The organism is Blastococcus sp. SYSU DS0539 (assembly GCF_054050855.1).
The window spans coordinates 362,296-382,171 of record NZ_JBJHAF010000001.1 but is presented as its reverse complement, the minus strand read 5'-3'; the positions used below and the strand labels follow the sequence as shown (position 1 = coordinate 382,171).

Sequence of the window (19,876 nt, the reverse complement as noted above, 5' to 3'; positions counted from 1 at the left end):
CTACACCGGATGCCTGAGCGGGCTGTTCGGGGTGAGCGCCCTCTACCACCGGGGAACTGGGACCGGCCGCCGGCCGTGTGCTCCAGCGCGCCGACCACGTGATGGTCTTCCTGCTGATCGCCGGAACGGCCACCCCGGTCTTCCTGCTCGCCGTCCCCGGCTCGTACGGCCTGGCCTGCCTGATCGTTCATCGGGCTCGGTGCCGTCAGCGCGCTCGCGCTGCCCGCGATGTGGACCGGCGTGGGTGTCGCCCCCGCGATCCTCGTCATCGTCGGCGGCCTGCTCTACCTGACCGGTGCGATCGCGTACCACCGCCGCCGGCCGGATCCGCACCCGTCGGTGTTCGGCTACCACGAGGTGTTCCACGCGCTGGTCTGCGCCGCCGCCACCTGCCACTACGCGGCGATCGCGCTGCTCGCCGGGTGAGGCGCGCGCCGGCGACCGCGGTGGGCCGGTGGCAGCGCAGCGATCACCACTCCACCACGACGTCGAACGTCAGCCCCCCGTCGACGGACTCGACGAGGGCCCTGCCGGTGGCCACGACGATCCGGGAGCCGCCGACGTCGGTGCCGGCCAGGGTCACCGCCTGCGGAGCGGATCCCAGCCCGGCGCCCTGCTGCCACGTGACCCCGGCGTCGCTGCTGGTCCAGACGACGCCCGACGGGTCCACCCCGGCGACGTCGGTGCCCGCGCCGGCCCAGTCCACGACCTGCAGCAGCGGAGCGCCGGCCACCGGCGCCCACGTCCGGCCGGCGTCCGTGGAGCGGAGCAGGCCCCGCGCGGTCGTGGCGAGCACGAGCTGCCCGTCCGGGGACGCCGTGAGCGTGTGGGGTTCGGCCGGGATCGCCAGCTGCTCCCAGGTCCGGCCGTCGCTGCTGCGCACGAGCGTGCCGTCGTAGCCGAGAACCCCGGCCGCGCTGGTGGTGAGCGCATGGAAGTCGGACTCGCCCTGCCGGGACACCGGGCTCCAGGTCCGGCCGCCGTCGGTCGACTCGATCAGCCCCATGGGCTGCGGCAGGTCGACGTCCGGGCCGGGGTGACCGGAGGCGACGAAGTGCCCGGCCCCGGCGACCGTGAACCCCATCAGGTCCATGACCGGGCTGACCAGCGTGACCTCTCCCCCGGCAGTCACCTGGAGGAGTCCCTCGTGCGTCGCGAGGAACAGGGAACCGTCGGCCGGGTCGATCCCCGCTCCGTGCACGTGGCTGACCGCCACGGATGCGGGTGCGGGTGCGGACATCGAGGACGTCGCTGCTGACTCGGAGGTGCCCGGCGCGCAGGCGGTCAGCAGCAGGGCGGCGGCCAGCAGGACGGGCGGCCCGCCCCGTCGTCGGCGAGCGCCGGCGACGACGGGCAGCGCCTGGGGAAGTGCGGACACAGGTGTGGCTCCTTGTGCGTGGTCCGCGACGCCGCGGCGGGCGAGCGGGCGCCGTGACGGCGCCGCCCGGGCTGCGTCGCGTCGGTCAGGTGGCGGAGGTGGGGCGCGGATCAGTCACCGAGCTCGGAGAGCAGCTGCCGCATCTCCTCGATCTCCTGCAGCTGGCTCTCGCTGATCGAGCGGGCGAGCTCGACGGCTTCGGCGTTGCGACCGTCCTCGATCTCCGTCCGCGCCATCTCGACGGCGCCCTCGTGGTGCTCGATCATGGCCGCGAGCCATCTGCGGTCGAACTCCGGACCGGCGGCCGGCATGCCCTCCATGCCCATGCCGCCCATCCCGTGATCGGCACCGCCCATGCCGTCCATCCCGTGATCGGCACCGCCCATGTGGCCGGCCCCGTCGTCGAGCGGCTGCCCCCACTCCTCGAGCCAGCCGGTCATGAGCTCGATCTCCGGCTCCTGGGCTGCCTCGATGCGCTCGGCGAGGTCCACGACCCGGGCATCGGAGGCCCGGTCCACGGCGACCTCGGCCATCATGAGCGCGCCCTCGTGGTGCGGGATCATCCCCTGGGCGAAGGCGATGTCGACGTCGTTGAACTCCGCCGTCCGACCGGCGGGGTTCTCGTTGGTGCCGCTGCTGGTGGCCGGCCTCTCGGCGGCACCGGAGCAGCCGGTGAGGACGACGGCGGCGGCCATCAGCCCACCGGCGAGGCGGACGAGTCGGGTGCTGGTACGGGTCACGCTGGATCTCCTGGGGTGCGGCGTTCGGGCATGCGGACGGGACCCGGGACAGCAGGAGCTGCCCGGGTGCGGGGTCCGGCCTAGATCCGCAGGAGGCAGAGCGCGGACAGCTCGGGGGGACGGAGCGGCGTCGTCGTGCCGCCCGGCCGGCGGGAGCGCGAGGGCGGTCCGCGGACGAACAGGGCCGCCGCCCGGCGGAGCCGGGCGAGCGCCCCGAGGACGGTCACCACCGCGAGGAGGACCGCCAGGCAGGCCGCCCACACCTGCGCGTCGCGCGCCGGGAGATGGAGACCGGGCAGGCCCACGGAGCGGGACGCGGCGACCTCGGGACCCGCATGCGCCGCCGTGGCGAACGCGGCAGCGACCGCGCCGAGGCCGGGGTGGCTCGCCGCGACCGCGACCTCGACCGGCGACGACGCGGTCCCGTGTGCGGCGCCGTGGCCCGGCCCGCCGTCCGCCGACATGCACTGGAGGCCGTGCATCGAGAAGACGCCGGCGAGCACGAGCAGGACCCACAGCCGTCGGGCCGCCATGCCACCTCCTCGCACGGTGTCGAGGCTACTGCGCGGGGACGACACCTTCGGCGGGTGCGCACCCCTGCCCGGCACCGGCTGAGCGCCCTCCCGGGTTGCCGTTGAGATCCGGTGACGGCCTGCTCGCCGGCGTTTCCCGCTTCGCCGGCCGGGCAGGCGACCGTCGGTCAACGGCCCCCGCCGGTCCCGCCCGCGTGACGTCGCCGACGTCGCGCGGGGTTGCCACTGCAGACGCCAGGGGTCACGAGGTGAGGCGACGGGCGGACCCGCGACGACCGAGGGCGGGTGGATCCCGCCCCCAGCCACCGAGAGAACGGAGCACCGGACATGGCGACGAAGAAGGATGCCGAGCAGACCGAGCAGGAGCACGGTGGCGGGCTGTCCCACGAGACGAAGATGTACCTGCGCTTCGCGGCCATGATCCTCACCGCCATGGTCGTCATGTACTGGACCATGTTCGCCGGCACGTGGGAGTGGGGCCACGTCCAGTGGAGCGAGAGCCGCCTGTTCATGGCGCTCACCATGGGCGGCACCATGGGGCTGATCATGCTCGCCTGGATGCTCAACATGTACAAGAACATGAAGGGCAACATCGCGATCGTGGCCGTCAGCCTGCTGCTGCTCGGTGGCGGCATCTTCCTCGACCGCAGCCAGACCACCGTGCAGGACACCGCCTGGATGCGCGCGATGATCCCGCACCACTCGCTGGCCATCACCCGGTCCGAGCGGGCCGAGATCACCGATGTCCGGGTGTGCCGGCTGGGCGCCGAGATCATCGAGGCCCAGGAGCGGGAGATCAGCGAGATGGAGTGGCTGATCGAGGACATCCGGGAGAACGGGGAGGCGGAGACGCTCGAGGAGGCACAGGCCCGGCCCGTCCCCGAGTTCTCGGGATCTGCACTGCGCGACTGCCCGCAGGGATGACCGGCAGGCCGGCGGGCGGACGAGCACCTGCCCCGCCGGGGCGGGCGGACGAGGACCTGCCCGGCCCCGCCGCGCCGTACGGGAGGATCGGCCCGTGCGCGCCGTCGTGAGCCGGGTCGGTACAGCCGCTGTAACCGTCGACGACGAGGTCGTGGGCGCGATCGGGCCGGGACTGCTGTCACTGGTCGGAGCGGGCCGGGACGACTCCGCCGACCGCGCCCGGGCCATGGCCCGCAAGATCCACGAGCTGCGCATCTTCCCGGGGGATGCCGGGGCCGTCTCGGCGGCCGATCTCGGCCTGCCGGTGCTGGTGGTCAGCCAGTTCACGCTCTACGCCGACACCCGGAAGGGCCGCCGTCCGTCGTGGCAGGACGCCGCCCCCGGCGACGTGGCGGAGCCGCTGGTGGACGAGGTGGTCGCGGAGCTGCGCCGTCGCGGCGCGACCGTGGCCACCGGGGTGTTCGGCGCGAGCATGCGGGTCTCGTCGGTCAACGAGGGCCCGATGACCCTCCTGCTGGAGACCTGACCGGCGGCGGCTGTCGCACAAATGACATGTCTGGGCGTCCCGCACCACGGGTACCGAGGGGTGACCGAAAGCACTCCCTGTCGATTTGCTGTGAACGGTCGAATTGCGGAACACCGGACCCCGTGGCGGCCGTTGTGCAGGGCGTACCACACCGGACAGACGAAGGCGGGACCGGCCGGTGACCCCGTAGCCGTGGCCCCCGCTCCACGCCTGGATGACGCTCCGCCCTCACGACGCCGGCGGATGCATCCGAATCGAAGGCAAGGACGAAGACCCATCGTGACGCTGCTGCAGTCCTCCCCCACCGACACCCTGGACGTGCGCGCTCCCCGACGGGAGCCCGACACCAGCGGTCTGGTCTCCACCGACCTGGTGCGCGTCTACCTCAACACCATCGGCAAGACCGCTCTGCTGACGGCGGAGCAGGAGGTGGAGCTGGCCAAGCGGATCGAGGCCGGTCTCTACGCCGAGCGGCTGCTCGCCGCACCGGAGGGCCTCACCCCGGCCCGCAAGCGGGACTACAAGATCCTCGCCACCGACGGCAAGGCCGCCAAGGCGCACCTGCTGGAGGCCAACCTCCGGCTCGTCGTCTCCGTGGCCAAGCGCTACACCGGCCACGGCATGACGTTCCTGGACCTGATCCAGGAGGGGAACGTCGGCCTGATCCGCGCGGTGGAGAAGTTCGACTACACCAAGGGCTTCAAGTTCTCGACCTACGCCACGTGGTGGATCCGGCAGGCGATCACCCGGGCGATGGCCGACTCCGGGCGCACCATCCGGCTGCCCGTCCACCTGGCCGAGCAGGTCAACAAGGTGGTCCGGACCCGGCGGCGGATGCACCAGGAGCTCGAGCGCGAGCCCACCGCTGAGGAGCTCGGTCTGGAGCTGGACCTGCCCGAGGCGCGGATCAGCGAGCTGCTCGAGTACAGCCGCGACCTGGTCAGCCTCGACCAGACGGTGGGCACCGACGAGGAGTCCCGGCTCGGTGACTTCATCGAGGACGCCGACGCCGCGGTCGCCGAGGACGCCGTCGCCTTCCAGATGATGAAGGGCGACGTCCGGACCGTCCTGTCCACGCTGGAGGACCGGGAGCGCGACGTCGTCGTGCTCCGGTTCGGCCTGGACGGCGGCCAGCCCCGCACCCTGGAGCAGATCGGCAAGCAGTTCGGTCTCTCCCGCGAGCGGGTCCGGCAGATCGAGCGCGAGACGATGGCCAAGCTGCGCGACCCGCAGCGCGCCGACGCCCTCCGCGACTACCTGGCCTGACGAACAGCAGCAGCGAGGGCCGGTCACCCGCGGGTGACCGGCCCTCGCTGCTCGCTCTGGGGGTGTTGCTCGCGGTTCGGGGGGCCTGCAGCGCTCCGGGAGCACGAGGAGCACCCCCAGAGCGCTACACCGGGGAGCGCATCCGGCGGGGGCCGGGGTCGACGCGGGCGGTGGGCGGGCCGACGAGCCCGGTGCCACCGGCGACGACCAGGGAGCGGCCGCCGTGCCATGGGTTGGCCGGCCCGACGATCACCGGCTCCAGCGTGAGCCGCAGCACCTCGGGCAGGTCGTCGGCCAGCCGCGCCACGCGCAGCACCAGGTCCTCCAGCGCGGCCAGGTCGACCGGCTCGGACCCGCGGTAGCCGTCGAGCAGCGGGAAGGCCCGCGGTGCCCGGACCAGCTCGGCGGCGTCCAGGTCGGTGAGCGGGAGGGTCCGGTAGGCGCGGTCACCGAGCAGGTCGGTCGCCACGCCCCCCAGGCCGAAGCTGACCAGCGCGCCGAACGACGGGTCGTCGACGATCTCCACCACCGTCGCCACCCCCGGGGCGGCCATCTCCTGCACGATGACCGGGTCACCGGACGGGATGGCGGCGAAGGCGGTGCGCACCGCCTCGGCGTCGGCCAGGTCCAGGCGCACGCCACCGAGGTCGGAGCGGTGCCGCAGCCACGGGGCGGTCGACTTCAGCACCACCGGGTAGCCGATCGCGTCCGCGGCGGCGACGGCCGCCTCGGCGTCGGTGACCGTGCGGGTGCCCAGCAGCGGCACGCCGTAGGCGGCCAGCAGCCCGATCAGCTCGTCGTCGGTGAGCTCGCGGCCCCCGGGCGACTCGGCGAGCGCGCCGTGCACGATCCGTTCCGCGGCTGCCTCGTCGACGTCGGGCAGCTCCGGCAGCTCGCCGACCGGCCGCCGCCGCCACCGCGCGTACTCGGCCGCCTTGGCCAGTGCGATGACCGCGCGCTCCGGGGTGCTGTACGAGGGCACCGAGCCGCGGGCCGGCATGCCCTGCTCGTCGGCGACGGCGAGCTCCGGGGGGATGCCCTCCGTGGAGAGGAAGCTCGCCACGATCGGCTTGTCCGAGTTCACCGAGACCTCGCGCAGCGCCGGCCCGAACTCCTGCGAGCCGGCCATGAGCGGGGGCAGGAAGACCGCGACCACGGCGTCGACGCGCTCGTCGTCGACGGCCTCCTGCAGCGCGGCCCGGAACTCGTCGGCGCCACCGGCCACGCCGATGTCCACCGGCGCGTCGTGCGCCAGCTCCAGCCCCTCCTCGAGGACGGCGTCGGCGACGAGCACCCCGATGGCGGTGGAGTTGCCCACGATCGCCACCCGGTCGCCGGCCGGCAGCGGCTGGTGGGCCAGCAGGGTGCCGACGTCGAAGAGCTGGGCGACGGTCTCGACCCGGATGACGCCCGCCGAGGCGAACAGCGCCGCCACCGACTGCTCGGGCACGGCCACCGAGGTGCCGGCCAGCCCCGGGGTCACCCCGACGTGCCGGCCGCTCTTGACCGCGACCACCGGCTTGGTGCGCCCCACGGTGCGGGCCAGCCGGGCGAACTTGCGCGGGTTGCCGAAGCTCTCCAGGTGCAGCAGCACCACCTCGGTGCCGGGGTCGGTCGCCCAGTACTGCAGGAGGTCGTTGCCGCTGACGTCGGCGCGGTTGCCGGCGGAGACGAAGGTCGACAGCCCGATGCCGCGGCTGCGGGCCCGTTCGAGCAGGGCGACGCCGAGCGCACCGGACTGGGCGAAGAAGCCGACCCGGCCGCGCCCGGGCACCATCGGCGCCAGGCTGGCGTTGAGCCGCCGCTCCGGATCGGTGTTGACGATGCCCAGGCAGTTGGGCCCGACCACCCGCATGCCGGAGGCCCGGGCCGCCGCGACGAGCTGCCGCTCGGCGGCGCGCCCCTCCGGCCCGGCCTCGCCGAACCCGCCGGAGATCACGACCAGCCCGCGCACCCGCTTGCGACGGCAGGCCTCCACGACGCCGGCCACCTCGTCGACCGGCACCGCGAGGACCGCCAGGTCGAGGTCGTCGGGGATGGACTCGATGTCGGCGTACGCCGGCACCCCCCGCACGTGCCGGGCGCCCGGGTTCACCGGGTACACCGGGCCGGCGAAGCCGTAGTCCAGCAGGTGCCGCAGCACCGCGTTGCCGATCTTGCCGGCGTCGTTGCTGGCGCCGACCACGGCCACCGACGACGGCGTCAGCAGCCGGGCGATCGACCGGGACTCGCTGCGTTGCTCGCGCTCGTAGGCGACGGCGAGGGCGTCCTCGGTCTGCTCGATCGGGAAGGTCAGGTGGACGACGCCGTCCTCGTAGGAGCGCTCGGCCTTGTACCCGGCGTCGCGGAAGACCCGCACCATCTTGCTGTTCTGGGCGAGCACCTCGGCGACGAAGCGGGTGATCCCCCGCTCGCGGGCCGCGGCGGCGAGGTGCTCGAGCAGCACCGACCCGAGGCCACGGCCCTGGTGGGCGTCCTCCACAAGGAAGGCGACCTCGGCGTCGTCGGTGCCGGGGTACCGGTCGTAGCGACCGACGGCGATCACCTGGTCGCCGAGCAGGATCACGAACGCCACGCGCGCGTCGTGGTCGACGTGGGTGAACCGGTGCAGGTCCTTGTCCGAGAGCCGCTTCATCGGCCCGAAGAACCGGTAGTAGCGGGTCTGGTCGCTGCTGCGCTCCATCAGCCCGGTCAGCCCGTCGGCGTCCTCGGGGCAGATCGGGCGCAGGTGCACCGTGCCGCCGTCGGCGGCCACGATGTCGGCCTCCCAGCCCGGCGGCGGGGTGGGGTTCTCCTGCTCCTCGGCGCGGGTCGGCTCAGTCACGGGGGTCGTCCGGGTCGAGTCCGAAGTAGGGGAAGCTGGCCCGCCGGGTGCGCATGATCGCCCGGTCGACGCGGGACTCGGTGAAGTTGTCCCAGCGGGAGAAGCCGGTGTAGCCGCCCTCGGTCATGTGCGTGGGCGGGCGGGCCCGCAGCCCCCGGCGGACGACGTCCTCGCGCCAGGACTCCGGGATCTCGGTGGCGGGGTCCAGCGCGGTCCCGCTGATCTCGGCGATCAGGTGGGTCCACGCGCGGGGCACGCAGCGCACCAGGCCGTAGCCGCCACCGCCCAGGGCGATCCACCGGCCGTCGCAGAGCTCGTGGGCCAGTTCGTGCATCGCCTTGTAGCTGGCGCGCTGGCCGTCGACGGTCAGCGCGAGGTCGGCGAGGGGGTCCTCGTGGTGGGCGTCGCAGCCGCACTGGGTGACGATGATCTGCGGCTGGAAGGCCTTGAGCACGCTGGGGACGACGGCGGTGAACGCGCGCAACCACGAGGAGTCGTCGGTGCCGTTGGGCAGCGCGAGGTTGACCGCGCTGCCGAGGGCCTTGCCCGGGTCGCCGGTCTCCTCGGGGTAGCCGGTGCCCGGGAACAGGGTCAGCGGCGTCTGGTGGATGCTGACGGTGAGCACCCGGGGGTCGTCGTAGAAGGCGGTCTGGACGCCGTCGCCGTGGTGGACGTCGAGGTCGACGTAGGCGATCCGCTCGTACCCCTGGCGCAGCAGCCAGGCGATCGAGACCGCGGCGTCGTTGAACACGCAGAATCCCGAGGCGCTCCCGCGCATCGCGTGGTGCAGCCCGCCGGAGATGTTGACGGCGTGCTGCGCGGCGCCGCTGTGCACCTGCTGGGCGGCGAGCACGCTGCCGCCGGTGATGAGGGCCGCGGCGTCGTACATGTCCGGGAAGATCGGGTTGTCCGCGGTGCCCAGGCCGTGACCCACGTCCGGGTTGGCCGGCGCCTGGCGCACCGCTTCCAGGTACAGCGGGTCGTGGACGAGGGTCAGCAGCTCCTCGTCGGCCGGTGTCGGCTTCAGCACCCGGAGCCGGTCGCTGGTCAGCAGGCCCAGCCCGTCGGCCAGGCGCATCGTCAGGTCGAGCCGGACCGGGTGCAGCGGGTGATCACCGCCCATCGTGTAGCCGAGCAGCGCGTCGTCCCAGACGACGGCGACCGAGTCGCTCATGGACCCCTCCCCTGCGCCGCGCCCGGCCGGGCGCGGGTGCCTCCGTCGGACGCTACCGGGTCCGGTCCCGGCCGGTACGTCGCCGAGACCACCTGCGCGGGTCAGCCGGTCAGGGCCTCCCGGCCCCGTAGACTGGCCCCCGACACGGAGGAGTACCTGTGAACGACCTCATCGACACCACCGAGATGTACCTCCGGACGATCTTCGAGCTGGAGGAAGAGGGCATCGTCCCGCTCCGGGCCCGTATCGCCGAGCGCCTGCACCAGAGCGGCCCGACGGTGAGCCAGACCGTCGCCCGCATGGAGCGCGACGGGCTGCTCACCGTCGAGGGTGACCGGCACCTGCAGCTCTCCGAGGAGGGCCGCCAGCTGGCCACCGCGGTCATGCGCAAGCACCGGCTGGCCGAGTGCCTGCTCGTCGACGTCATCGGCCTCGACTACGCCGACGTGCACGAGGAGGCCTGCCGCTGGGAGCACGTGATGAGCGAGGCGGTCGAGCGCCGTCTGTTGTCGCTGCTGGGCAACCCGACGGTCTCCCCGTTCGGCAACCCGATCCCGGGCCTGGAGGCGCTGCGTGGCGACGAGCCGCTCGGGGGCGAGACCTCCGCGGTGCTCGACTCCCTCACGCTGCTGTCGACGACGGCCACCGCCGAGGGCCGGCCGGTCGTCGTGCGCCGGATCAGCGAGCAGCTGCAGGAGAACACCGAACTGCTGCGTGCGCTGGCCGAGCACGGGGTCCGGCCGGGCGTGACGATGAACGCGCAGCTGATGGAGGGCTCGGTGGGTCTCGACGGCTACGTGCTCCCGATCGACGTGGCCCAGCACATGTTCGTCAGCGCGGTCGACGAGGAGCTCACGCCCCTCGAGGCCGCCCCGCTCCTCTAGCCCGCCGCGCGACCGGGTTCGTCCCCGGACGGGCTCGGCGCGGCCCGGGACGCGCTGATCCCGGCGCACGTCCCCGGCCCGGCCGGGACGGCGGCGGAGCGGGGTGTCTCACTACGGTGGGGCGGTCCCCGCTCCCCCGCGAGAGAAGGCCCCGGTGAGCTCGTCCGCTCCTGCCCCCTCCGACTCCTCCGCCGAGCCCGCGCCCACGCCGTTCCACCGCCTGGCGGACTTCGTGGCGCTGCCCCGGATCGGGAGCCTGGCGTTGTCGCCCGACGGGCTGCGGCTGGCGGTGTCGTTGCACACGCTGGACCCGGAGCGGAAGAAGTGGCAGTCGGCGCTGTGGGAGCTCGACCCGCAGGGGCGGCGTCCGGCCCGCCGGCTGACCCGGAGCACCCCCGGTGAGTCCTCGCCCACCTGGGCACCCGACGGCTCGCTGCTGTTCACCTCGGCCCGGCCCGACCCCGGTGCGGCCCCCGAGGCGGAGCCGAAGCCGGCGCTGTGGAGCCTGCCGGCCGACGGTGGTGAGGCCCGGCCGGTGGTCGGGCGCCCCGGCGGGATCAGCTCCTTCGCCGTGGCGGCCGACAGCGGGGACGTGGTCGTCGTCGCCGGCACGATGCCGGGCGGCTCGGACGCCGCCGCCGACGAGGAGCGCCGCAAGCAGCGCACCGACGCCGGGGTGACGGCGATCCTGCACGAGGCCTATCCGGTGCGGTACTGGGACCACGACCTGGGGCCGGCGGCTCCGCACGTGTTCTGGGCGGGCCGGCTGCCCGCCGAGGAGGCGCCCGTCGGCGGTGCGCCGGTCGAGTTGCGCGACCTCACCCCGGACGCGCTGCCGCCCAACGGCTCCGGCGACGACATCGCCCTCTCCCCCGACGGCCGGCTGCTGGCCCGGGCCGAGGAGGTGCCCGACGGACCGGCCGGCCGGCGCAGCCGGCTGGTCCTCACCGAGACCGGCTCCGGAGACACGCGGGTCCTCGTCGACGACCCGCTGGCCGACGTCTACGGGGCGGCGTTCTCCCCCGACGGGGCCCGGCTAGTGTGCGTGCGCGAGGCGATGTCCTCCTACGCCGAGCCGCCGGACTACACGCTGCTGCTGGTCGAGGTCGCCGACGGGACCGCCCGTGAGCTGACCCCCGACGTCGACCGCTGGCCGAGCGCGCCGCAGTTCTCCGCCGACGGCACCGCCGTCTACTACCTCGCCGACGACGACGGCCGCCACGCGCTGTTCCGGGTGGCGCTGGACGGCGGGGAGCCCGTCCGGCTGACCGGCGACGGCGCCTACAGCGAGCTGCGGGTCGCCCGCGACGGCAGCGCCCTGTACGCCCTGCGCTCGGCCTACGACTCCCCACCGGTGCCGGTGCGGCTCGACCCCGCCGCGCCGATGCAGGACCCGGAGCCGCTGCCCAGCCCGGCCGCGGTCGACCGGCTGCCCGGCACGCTGACAGAGGTCGAGGCGACCGCGGCCGACGGCACCCGGGTGCAGTCGTGGCTGGTGCTGCCCGACGGCGCCTCGGCGGACGCCCCGGCGCCGCTGGTGCTCTGGATCCACGGCGGGCCGCTGATGAGCTGGAACTCGTGGTCCTGGCGCTGGTGCCCGTGGGTGCTGGCCGCGCAGGGCTACGCGGTGCTGCTGCCCAACCCGGCGCTGTCGCAGGGGTTCGGGCTGGACTTCGTGCGCCGGGGCTGGGGCGAGTGGGGCGACGCGCCCTACACCGACCTCATGGCCGCGGTGGACGCCGCCGAGCAGCGCCCGGACATCGACGCGAGCCGCACCGCGGCGATGGGCGGCTCCTTCGGGGGCTACATGGCCAACTGGGTGGCCACCCGGACCGACCGGTTCAAGGCGATCGTCACCCACGCCAGCCTCTGGAACCTGGAGGCCTTCACCGGCACCACCGACGCCGCGTACTACTGGGAGAAGGAGTGGGGCGACCCCTTCACCGAGCCGCGGCGCTACGAGCAGAACTCGCCGCACCGGTACGTGGACGCCATCCGCACCCCGATGCTGGTCATCCACGGCGACAAGGACTACCGGGTGCCGATCGGCGAGGCCCTCGCCCTCTGGTACGGGCTGCAGAAGCGGGGCGTCCCGTCGAAGTTCCTGTACTTCCCGGACGAGAACCACTGGGTCCTGACGCCGGGGAACAGCCAGGTCTGGTACGAGACGGTGCTCGCCTTCCTCGCCGAGCACGTGCTGGACCAGGAGTGGCGGCGCCCCGAGCTGCTCTGATGCCGGACCCCGGCCGGCGCCGCCGGCCGGGGTCACGGGACGCCGGGGGCGGCCGCCCGGGCGATGAGCGCACGCAACTCCCTCGGGGGCAGGCAGGCGGCGAGCCCCTGGCCGAGCAGCCGGGCCAGGGCGTATCCGGGATCGCTGCCGAGCGCGCGGTCCAGCGCGACGTTGGCCAGGGCGCCGTCGCCGCGCAGCCACGCGCTCACCGCCAGCAGGGTGGCGGGCGCCGCGTCGAGCGGGGCGGGCGCCCGCCGGGTGCACTCGGTCCACAGCAGCTCGGCCGCCGCGGCGTCCTCCTCCAGCGCCAGCTGGAGCGCGCGGTCGCGCACGCCGAGGTCCTGCAGGGCCCACAGGAGGCGGGCCAGCTCGTCGTCGTCCAGCGGACCGGCGGGGTCCGGCGCTCCGGGGCGCGACCGCGCCACCGCCTGCCGCACCACGGTTCCGGACCCGTCGGCCGGCACCACCGGTCCCGCCGCCCCGCGGGAGGACGCGCGCTCGGCCGCGACCCGGGCGCAGGCGCGGCGCAGGCTCTCGCGGGCTCCGGGCGGCGCGCTGAGCCGGGACGCCAGGGCGGAGCGGTCGGCGGCCACCACCTGCCCGGTGGTCACCGACGCCGCCGCCAGCGCGCTCACGCCTCCCGGCAGCGGCGTGCCTCCCGACGGCGCGCAGCACGGGTGCGGGCAGTCGTAGGACCACCAGCGCCCGCGGCGCACCAGCAGCACGTCGCGCACGGGGACGTCGACGGCGGCCAGCGCGAGGACCAGGTCGTGCACCAGGTCCCGGTGCGGCAGGTCGGTTCCCGGCGCCGGACCCTCGTCGGGCCGGGTGCGGTCGTCGGCGGCCTCGGAGACCACGACGAGCAGCGCGGCGACGGGATCGTCGGTGCGCAGGCTGCGGGCGAGCAGCCGGGCCGCCGCGGCGCCGTCCCCGGACGGGGGGATGTCGCCCCGCACGGTGAGCCCGACCCGTCCGCCGGAGGGCCCGCCGAGGCCGATCAGCACCACCGACTCGCTCGGGTGGAACCCGAGCAGGTGCGGCAGCGCGGCCGCCACCTCCCCCGGGTCGGAGATGCGGACCTCAGGGCGGTCGGAGCGGTCCTGCGCGGTGGGGGCGTCCATGCCCCGACCCTCGCCCGGCGTGCGCCAGGGGTGACCCCGGGAACGGGATCTGTGGACACCCGCGCGGCTGTGGACGCCGCCGGGCGCACCGCATCAGTCGAGGGCGTCGGCCTGCGTCTCGTAGGCCTGCGCCAGCAGGTCGGCGAAGGCGGCCGGGTCGGTGGCGCCCACCCCGGTCTGACCGGCGTCGATGGTGAGCAGCAGGAGCAGCCGGTCGCCGTCCTCGACCGCCCCGATCAGCGTCGGCACCGCGACCTGCGAGCCGCCGGGCCCGGTGAGGGTGGTGGTGTAGCGCAGCAGCGCGGAGCCGTCGCCCAGGTCGTCCACCGGAAGGTCCTCGAAGGTGATCGTGGCCTGGCCGAACTGCGGCGAGGAGACCTGCGCCTCGGGGCAGCGCTCCGCGGCGCCGGCCAGCTGGGCCACCGCGTCCTCGGTCGGGCCGCCGCGCACCAGCATCTCCACCGTCGACGACGCGCCGGTGGTGGCGCTGTGCGCGGCGAGGTCGTCGAAGTCGTCGAGGTCGGGCTGGGTGCCGTCGACGGCGGCACGGCAGCTCTCCGGGGTGATCTGCAGGTCCTCGGCCGCGGCGGCGATGCCCGCGCCCTGGCGCAGCTGGTCCGGGGAGACCGCGACCACCGTGGCGTCGGGCCCGAAGGCGGTCGCGGGCAGCAGCCCGGAGGCCAGGTCGGGCGCCTCCGTCCCCTCCGCGGCGGAGGACGCGGCGGCCGACGAGGAGGCGGACGAGGAGGCGGCGACCGTCCGGTCGGAGGCGTCGTCGCCCCCGCAACCGGCGAGCGCGACGGTGGCCGCACCGGCCAGGAGCACACCGGGGAGACGGCGCCGCCCGGCGACGCAGGACGCGGAGGACATGCCGACGAACCTAGTCGCCCGGTGCCGCGGCCGGCCCCGCGCCCGCCGCCTCAGACCCGGTACTGGATGGCGCTGCGGGAGCCCAGGATCGGCCGCACGTGCTCGGCGATCACCGCCAGGTGCACCGGGTCCTGCGCGTAGCGGCGGAAGGCCTCGACGTCGGGGAAGTCGGCGATGAGCACCGTGGAGGCGTTCCCGTCGACCAGGCCGGCGTCGTCCGCGACGGTCAGCGAGGTCATCCCGCCGACCTCCCGCCGGAGGCCGCGCAGCGCCTCCACGGTGGCGGCCCGGCGGTCGGCATCGGCGCTCGGGGACCAGGTGAAGACGACGACGTGGCGGATCATGACCGGACACTGTGCCAGGGTCGGGCGCGCCTCGCCTCGCCTTGGCGCAGGAGTGCCGGAGGGCGCTCGTTAGAGTCCGCTCCATGGGACGGTCGTTGCGCATTGCACTGCTGTCCTACCGCAGCAAGCCGCACAGCGGCGGCCAGGGCATCTACGTCCGCGCCCTCTCGCGCGAACTGGCCGAGCTCGGCCACCGCGTCGAGGTGCTCAGCGGTCAGCCCTATCCCGAGCTCGACGACGGCGTGCCGCTCACCCGCCTGCCCAGCCTCGACCTGTACCGGGAGCCCGACCCGTTCCGCACGCCGCGGCCCTCGGAGTTCCGGGACTGGGTGGACGTCGCGGAGTGGGCGACCATGTGCACCGCCGGCTTCCCCGAGCCGCTGACCTTCACGCTGCGGGCGGCCCGCCACCTGCTGCCCCGCCGCGACCAGTTCGACGTGGTGCACGACAACCAGTCCCTCGGCTACGGGCTGCTGCGACTGGTCCGCGCCGGGGTGCCGACCGTCGCGACGGTCCACCACCCGATCGCGATCGACCGGGACCTGGAGCTGGCCGCCGCCCCGACGCTGCGGCGGAGGCTGACGCTGCGCCGCTGGTACGCCTTCACCGGGATGCAGGCCCGGGTCGTGCAGCAGCTGGACGGGGTCACCACCGTCTCGGAGAACTCCCGGCGGGACATCGCCGCGCACATGGGTCTGGCGCCCGACCGCATGGCGGTCATCCCGGTCGGCATCGACCCCTCCCACTTCACCCCGCCGCCGGCCGGCCGGGACCGCGAGACCGACTCGATCCTCGCCATCACCAGCGCCGACGTCCCGCTCAAGGGGCTGGTGCACCTGCTCGAGGCGGTGGCCAAGCTGCGCACCGAGCGGCCGGTGCGGCTGACCGTCGTCGGCGCCGCCCGGCCCGGCGGGCCCGCGGAAGCGGCCCTGGACCGGCTCGCCCTGCACGACGCCGTCCGGTTCACCGGCTCCGTGCCCGAGGAGGAGCTGATCCGCCTCCTGCAGACGGCGACGGTCGTGGCGATCCCCTCGCTCTACGAGGGCTTCTCCCTCCCCGCCGTCGAGGCGATGGCCTGCGCCACGGCCCTGGTCACCACCGACGCCGGCGCCCTGCCCGAGGTGGTCGGCACCAAGGCGGGCCTGCGGGTGCGCGCCGGCGACGTCGGCGAGCTGACCGCGGCGCTGCAGCTGGTCCTCGACTCGCCGTCGCTCGCCGAGCAGCTGGGCCGGGCCGGGCGGCGGCGGGTGCTGGACACCTACACCTGGCGGGCCACCGCCGAGCGCACCGCCGACTGGTACGCCGAGACGCTGGACCGCCGGTCCGCCGAGCGCAAGGGGAACGAGCAGTGCTGACCGTCGACTACGACCGCCTCGACCTGCGGCCGGGGATGACCGTCCTCGACCTGGGCTGCGGCGAGGGCCGGCACGCCTTCGAGGCCTACCGCCGCGGCGCGAAGGTCGTCGCCGTCGACTGGGGCGTGTCCGAGGTCGAGACGACGAAGCGCTGGCTCGGCGCGATCGCCGAGGCCGGTGAGGCACCGGCGGGCGCCCGCTTCGAGGTGGTGCGCGGAGACCTGCTGCACCTGCCCTTCCCCGACGACAGCGTGGACCGGGTGATGGCCTCGGAGGTGCTCGAGCACATCCCGGACGACGCCACCGCCATGCGCGAGATCTTCCGCGTGCTCAAGCCCGGTGGCCGGGCCGTGGTGACGGTGCCGCGGTACGGCCCCGAGCGGGTCTGCTGGGCGCTGTCGGACGAGTACCACGCCAACGAGGGCGGCCACATCCGGATCTACCGCCGGAACGTGCTCCGCGCCCGGCTGGCGACCGCGGGGCTGGTCCCCGGCGGGAGCCACCACGCGCACGCCCTCCACGCGCCGTACTGGTGGCTCAAGTGCGCCGTCGGCGTGGAGAAGGACTCCGTGCTGGTCCGCGCCTACCACCGGCTGCTGGTCTGGGACCTCACCACGCGCCCGTGGGTGACCCGCGTGGCGGAGCGGGTGCTCGACCCGCTGATCGGCAAGAGCGTCGTCGTCTACGCCGACAAGCCCGCCGAGCCGGCGGCCCCGGCCGCGCGCACCTGGTCCACGGCGTCCGGGCGGCCCGACCGGGAGCGGTCCGCTGCCGCCGGCTGACCGGGGCGGCGTGCTGCTCCCCGAGCTGCCCGGGGTGCTCGGCGCCGACCAGGTGCGGCAGACGGTGGCCTGGATCGCCGGGGAGCAGGACGGCGACGGTGCCCTGCCCTGGTTCCGCGCCGGCCAGCTGGACCCCTGGGACTCGGTCGAGGCGGCGATGGCGCTCGACCTCGGCGGTGAGCACGCCCGGGCGGCCGCGGCCTACCGCTGGCTGGCCGGCCGGCAGCGCGCCGACGGCAGCTGGGCCGCCGAGTACCGCGCCGGCGCCGAGTCGGCCCCCGCCGCGGAGAGCAACCACGCCGGCTACCTCGCCGTCGGCCTGTGGCACTCGTGGCTGACCACCGGGGACGAGGCGCTCGTCGTCGAGCTGTGGCCGGTGGTGCGGGCGGCGCTGGACCTGGTCACCCGGATGCAGCTGCCCGGCGGCGCGATCAGCTGGGCCCTGCGGCCCGACGGCACGCCGGACGACCTGGCCCTGCTCACCGGTAACGCCAGCCTCTTCCAGGCGCTGCGCTGCGGGCTGGCGCTGGCCGACCTGACCGGCGAGGCACAGCCGGACTGGGAGCTGACCGTCGCCGACCTCGGCACCGCGCTGCGCCGGCGCCCGCACGCCTTCGCCGACCGGTCGCGGTACTCGATGGACTGGTACTACCCCGTGCTGGGCGGTGCGCTCACCGGCGAGGACGCCCGCGACCGGCTGGCCGGCGACTGGGACCGCTTCGTCGTGCCGGGGCTGGGGATCCGGTGCGTGGCCGACCGGCCCTGGGTCACCGGCGCCGAGACGTGCGAGCTCGCGCTGGCCCTGGTCGCCGCGGGGCAGCGCGACGCCGCGCTGGAGCAGGTCGCGGCGATGCACCACCTGCGGGACGACGACGGCGCGTACTGGACCGGGTTCGTCTACGCCGACGACGCGCGGTGGCCGGTCGAGCGCACCACCTGGACGGCGGCCGCGGTGCTGCTGGCCGCCGACGCGCTCTCCGGCGCCTCGCCCGCGAGCGGGCTGTTCGCCGATCCGGGCGCGCTGCCCGCCGCCGGCATGGCGGATTCCACTCCGGAGCCGGGTTGGCTGGCGGGAGGGACGGGCACGATCCCCTCGTGACCGTTCTGCCCAGCACCGACCAGCCCCGCTCCCCCGGGCCCGACGTCACCGTGGTCGTCGCCAGCCGCAACCGCCGCGACGACCTGCTCGCCACGCTGCCCCGCCACGAGGCGCCGGTGGTGCTCGTCGACAACGCCTCCACCGACGGCACCGTCGCGGCCGTGCGGGAGGCCCATCCCGAGGTCACCGTGCTCCCGCTGGACTCCAACGAGGGGGCGCACGGCCGCACGCTGGGCGCCGCCCGGGCCGGCACCCCGTTCCTGGCCTTCGCCGACGACGACTCCTGGTGGGCACCGGGCGACCTCGCGCGCGCCGTGGAGATCATGCGGGCCCATCCGCGGCTGGCGCTGATCAACGCCCGGATCCTCGTCGGGCCCGAGGAGCGGCTGGACCCGGTCTGCGCCGAGATGGCGGGCAGTCCCCTGGGCACCCCGGCGGACCTCCCCGGCCCGGCGCTGCTGGGCTTCGTCGCCTGCGCCGCCCTGGTGCGGACCGAGGCGTTCGAGGCCGTCGGCGGCTTCGACCCGGTGGTGCGGTTCCCCGGGGAGGAGGAGCGGCTGGCGCTCGACCTCGCCGCGGCCGGCTGGGGTCTGGCCTACGTCGACGAGGTGACCATCCACCACCACCCGTCCTCGCGACGGGACGCCCCCGGGCGGCGGCAGGCCGGGATCTGGCGAAGCCGGCTGCTGACCGCGCTCATGCGGCTACCGGCCGGCGACGTCGCCCGCACGGTCGCCCAGGCCACGCGCGCCGGCCGGCCCGGCGTCGAGGGGGTCCTCCGCGCGCTGCCCGACGTCCCCGCGGCGCTGCGCCGGCGCCGGCGACTCCCCGACCAGGTGCTGGCCGGGCTCCGTGTGCTGGCCGGTGAGCGCGCGTGACCACCACCGCGCCCGGGACGGACGCCGCCCGATCCGTCCCCGGTCCCGATCCGCGCGTCGCCGTCGTCGTCATCACCCACCAGCGCCGGGACGAGCTGCTGCTCGCCCTGGCGCGGCTGGTGGCGCTGCCCGAGCAGCCGCACGTCGTCGTCGTGGACAACGGGTCCACCGACGGGACCGCCGACGCCGTCCGCGAGCGGTTCCCGCAGGTCGAGCTGATCGCCAGCCCCGAGAACCTGGGCGCGGTGGGCCGCAACCTCGGCGTCGCCCGGCTCGACACCCCCTACGTGGCGTTCTGCGACGACGACACCTGGTGGGAGCCGGGATCCCTGCGCACCGCCGCCGACACCCTCGACGCCCACCCCCGGCTGGCGATCGTCACCGCCCGGATCCTGGTGGAGCCGGGTGGCACCGAGGACCCGATCGTCGCCGAGCTGCGCGACTCCCCCGTGCGCGGCGCCGACTGGCTGCCCGGCCCGGCCCTCGGCTCGTTCCTCGCCGGCGCGTCCGTGCTGCGCCGGGAGGCCTTCGAGGAGGTGGGCGGCTTCTCCGAACGGCTGTGGCTGGGTGGCGAGGAGGAGCTGATGGCCGGCGACCTCGCCGCCCGCGGGTGGGAGCTGTGCTACCTGCCGGCGCTGACCGTGCACCACCAGGCCAGCACCGCCCGCGATCCGCACGGGCGCCGGGCCGACGGCATCCGCAACACCCTCTGGACGACGTGGCTGCGCCGGCCCGTCCGCCCGGCCCTGCGCCGCACCGTGCACCTGCTGCGCACCGTGCCGCGGGACCGGGTGACCGCCCGCGGCCTGGTCCAGGCGGTGCGCGGGCTGCCGTGGGTGCTGCGCGAGCGCCGGGTCCTCCCCCCGCACGCCGAGGCCCGGTTCGCCGCCCTGGAGGACGCCCAGCGGACGTCGACCGCCCGCAGGTACGTCAGCTGACCGCCGA

19 protein-coding genes are annotated in these 19,876 nt (G+C 75.1%); 11 read left to right on the top strand and 8 right to left on the bottom strand.

Annotated elements, in window-relative coordinates:
- Positions 1-189 precede the first annotated feature (189 nt).
- Positions 190-426 (top strand): hemolysin III family protein, encoded by a 237-nt coding sequence (locus ACI790_RS01740; protein ID WP_456568135.1) that lies wholly within the window; start codon positions 190-192, stop codon positions 424-426.
- A gap of 43 nt (positions 427-469) precedes the next feature.
- On the opposite strand, the gene ACI790_RS01735 is transcribed toward ACI790_RS01740, so the two are convergent.
- The 3 genes from ACI790_RS01735 to ACI790_RS01725 all read right to left on the bottom strand — a co-directional run bounded on the left by ACI790_RS01735 (position 470) and on the right by ACI790_RS01725 (position 2,651).
- Positions 470-1,378 (bottom strand): F510_1955 family glycosylhydrolase, encoded by a 909-nt coding sequence (locus ACI790_RS01735; protein ID WP_456568051.1) that lies wholly within the window; start codon positions 1,376-1,378, stop codon positions 470-472.
- Between the two features lie 110 nt (positions 1,379-1,488).
- Positions 1,489-2,118: a DUF305 domain-containing protein gene (locus ACI790_RS01730; RefSeq protein ID WP_456568050.1), complete on the bottom strand. Its 630-nt coding sequence runs from the start codon at positions 2,116-2,118 to the stop codon at positions 1,489-1,491.
- Between the two features lie 80 nt (positions 2,119-2,198).
- Entirely contained in the window at positions 2,199-2,651 is a 453-nt protein-coding gene (locus ACI790_RS01725) for a DUF6153 family protein (protein ID WP_456568049.1), read from the bottom strand.
- Between the two features lie 327 nt (positions 2,652-2,978).
- Between ACI790_RS01725 and ACI790_RS01720 the strand changes: the two genes are divergently transcribed.
- The 3 genes from ACI790_RS01720 to sigB all read left to right on the top strand — a co-directional run bounded on the left by ACI790_RS01720 (position 2,979) and on the right by sigB (position 5,367).
- A complete protein-coding gene (locus ACI790_RS01720) occupies positions 2,979-3,575 on the top strand; it encodes a DUF305 domain-containing protein (RefSeq protein WP_456568048.1) in 597 nt (198 codons plus the stop codon).
- Positions 3,576-3,669: 94 nt separating this feature from the next.
- The gene (dtd, locus tag ACI790_RS01715) at positions 3,670-4,101 is read left to right on the top strand and encodes a D-aminoacyl-tRNA deacylase (RefSeq protein ID WP_456568047.1); all 432 of its coding nucleotides are present in this window, start codon (positions 3,670-3,672) and stop codon (positions 4,099-4,101) included.
- 279 nt (positions 4,102-4,380) lie between these two features.
- Positions 4,381-5,367 carry an RNA polymerase sigma factor SigB gene (sigB, locus tag ACI790_RS01710; protein WP_456568046.1) on the top strand — a complete coding sequence of 329 codons (987 nt, stop codon included), beginning with the start codon at positions 4,381-4,383 and terminating at the stop codon, positions 5,365-5,367.
- A 124-nt stretch (positions 5,368-5,491) separates the two neighbouring features.
- On the opposite strand, the gene ACI790_RS01705 is transcribed toward sigB, so the two are convergent.
- Both ACI790_RS01705 and ACI790_RS01700 read right to left on the bottom strand, forming a co-directional pair.
- Entirely contained in the window at positions 5,492-8,191 is a 2,700-nt protein-coding gene (locus ACI790_RS01705; RefSeq protein WP_456568045.1) for a bifunctional acetate--CoA ligase family protein/GNAT family N-acetyltransferase, read from the bottom strand.
- Complete coding sequence (locus tag ACI790_RS01700; protein WP_456568044.1) at positions 8,184-9,365, bottom strand: acetoin utilization protein AcuC; 1,182 nt, start codon at positions 9,363-9,365, stop codon at positions 8,184-8,186. Before ACI790_RS01700 ends, ACI790_RS01705 begins: the two co-directional genes overlap by 8 nt.
- Before the next feature lie 158 nt (positions 9,366-9,523).
- On the opposite strand from ACI790_RS01700, the gene ACI790_RS01695 reads away from it, so the two are divergent.
- Positions 9,524-10,249 (top strand): metal-dependent transcriptional regulator, encoded by a 726-nt coding sequence (locus tag ACI790_RS01695; RefSeq protein ID WP_456568043.1) that lies wholly within the window; start codon positions 9,524-9,526, stop codon positions 10,247-10,249.
- 154 nt (positions 10,250-10,403) lie between these two features.
- Positions 10,404-12,482: a S9 family peptidase gene (locus ACI790_RS01690; RefSeq protein WP_456568042.1), complete on the top strand. Its 2,079-nt coding sequence runs from the start codon at positions 10,404-10,406 to the stop codon at positions 12,480-12,482.
- 32 nt (positions 12,483-12,514) lie between these two features.
- Here the strand turns inward: ACI790_RS01690 and ACI790_RS01685 are convergent, their stop codons facing one another.
- The 3 genes from ACI790_RS01685 to ACI790_RS01675 all read right to left on the bottom strand — a co-directional run bounded on the left by ACI790_RS01685 (position 12,515) and on the right by ACI790_RS01675 (position 14,817).
- Positions 12,515-13,603, bottom strand: coding sequence for a DUF4192 domain-containing protein (locus ACI790_RS01685; protein WP_456568041.1), 1,089 nt, complete (start codon positions 13,601-13,603; stop codon positions 12,515-12,517).
- A gap of 93 nt (positions 13,604-13,696) precedes the next feature.
- A complete protein-coding gene (locus ACI790_RS01680) occupies positions 13,697-14,473 on the bottom strand; it encodes a hypothetical protein (protein WP_456568040.1) in 777 nt (258 codons plus the stop codon).
- Between the two features lie 50 nt (positions 14,474-14,523).
- Positions 14,524-14,817: a Dabb family protein gene (locus ACI790_RS01675; protein ID WP_456568039.1), complete on the bottom strand. Its 294-nt coding sequence runs from the start codon at positions 14,815-14,817 to the stop codon at positions 14,524-14,526.
- A gap of 83 nt (positions 14,818-14,900) precedes the next feature.
- On the opposite strand from ACI790_RS01675, the gene ACI790_RS01670 reads away from it, so the two are divergent.
- Genes ACI790_RS01670 through ACI790_RS01650 form a run of 5 tightly spaced genes read left to right on the top strand, consistent with a single transcriptional unit; the run spans position 14,901 to position 19,869 of the window.
- Positions 14,901-16,172, top strand: coding sequence for a glycosyltransferase family 4 protein (locus ACI790_RS01670; RefSeq protein ID WP_456568038.1), 1,272 nt, complete (start codon positions 14,901-14,903; stop codon positions 16,170-16,172).
- Complete coding sequence (locus ACI790_RS01665) at positions 16,166-16,954, top strand: class I SAM-dependent methyltransferase (protein ID WP_456568037.1); 789 nt, start codon at positions 16,166-16,168, stop codon at positions 16,952-16,954. The genes ACI790_RS01670 and ACI790_RS01665 overlap by 7 nt, the downstream gene beginning before the upstream one ends.
- Before the next feature lie 10 nt (positions 16,955-16,964).
- Positions 16,965-18,053, top strand: a complete 1,089-nt coding sequence (locus ACI790_RS01660) for a prenyltransferase (RefSeq protein ID WP_456568036.1) — start codon at positions 16,965-16,967, stop codon at positions 18,051-18,053.
- Positions 18,050-18,931 (top strand): glycosyltransferase family 2 protein, encoded by an 882-nt coding sequence (locus ACI790_RS01655; protein ID WP_456568035.1) that lies wholly within the window; start codon positions 18,050-18,052, stop codon positions 18,929-18,931. The genes ACI790_RS01660 and ACI790_RS01655 overlap by 4 nt, the downstream gene beginning before the upstream one ends.
- Positions 18,928-19,869, top strand: coding sequence for a glycosyltransferase family 2 protein (locus ACI790_RS01650; protein ID WP_456568034.1), 942 nt, complete (start codon positions 18,928-18,930; stop codon positions 19,867-19,869). The genes ACI790_RS01655 and ACI790_RS01650 overlap by 4 nt, the downstream gene beginning before the upstream one ends.
- Positions 19,870-19,876 lie beyond the last annotated feature (7 nt).